Annotated in this window: 1 pseudogene; it reads left to right on the forward strand. The window is 57.7% G+C overall.

Annotated elements, in window-relative coordinates:
* Window positions 1–58 precede the first annotated feature (58 nt).
* Window positions 59–246, forward strand: a pseudogene (locus tag X773_RS0140715) (amidohydrolase); the annotation flags it as partial.

Genomic DNA, 246 nt, shown 5'->3' on the forward strand with positions numbered 1-246 from the left:
TCGGGCTGCAGAGGAAATCCACAGATGTGCTTCCGACAAAAGGTTCGTTCAGGTCCTGTTGCTGGCCGGCAACGAAATGCTTCTTGGCCGGAGCCAATATTGGCCGATCTATGAAGCGGCCCAAAAGCATGGGTTGCCTGTCGGCATCCATGCCGGGACGATGTATCGCCATCCCACGAGCAGCGGTATGGGTTGGCCGTCGACCTACCTGCAGGACTATGCCAGCGGAACTCACATTTTCGCGGC

Origin of the sequence: Mesorhizobium sp. LSJC280B00 (genome assembly GCF_000502835.1) — a bacterium.
In the GTDB taxonomy this organism is placed as follows: domain Bacteria; phylum Pseudomonadota; class Alphaproteobacteria; order Rhizobiales; family Rhizobiaceae; genus Mesorhizobium.